The 238-nt window shown below is 52.1% G+C and carries 1 protein-coding gene; it reads left to right on the top strand.

Annotated elements, in window-relative coordinates; genetic code table 11:
* On the top strand, nt 1-238 hold a 238-nt coding region (locus tag B4920_RS27805; RefSeq protein ID WP_173862746.1), incomplete at both ends, for an outer membrane protein transport protein.

Genomic DNA, 238 nt, shown 5'->3' on the forward strand with positions numbered 1-238 from the left:
AGGTTTTCAACTTGCCGAATACTCGGCAACTGGCTTAGGCCGCGCCTTCGCCGGTGAAGCCGCAATTGCTGATAATGCTTCGGCACAAGCGCGCAACCCTGCGATGCTGACCTATTTAGAAGGTCGTCAGTTATCTGCTGGTGGTATCTATGTGATGCCCAATGTAGATGTGAAAGGTGACGTGAGCCTAAGCTCGCCTCTGCTTGGTCCAAATCCAATCGTGATGAACGGTGATGCT

This window comes from Zoogloea sp. LCSB751, assembly GCF_002028455.1.
Classification (GTDB): Bacteria; Pseudomonadota; Gammaproteobacteria; order Burkholderiales; family Rhodocyclaceae; genus Zoogloea.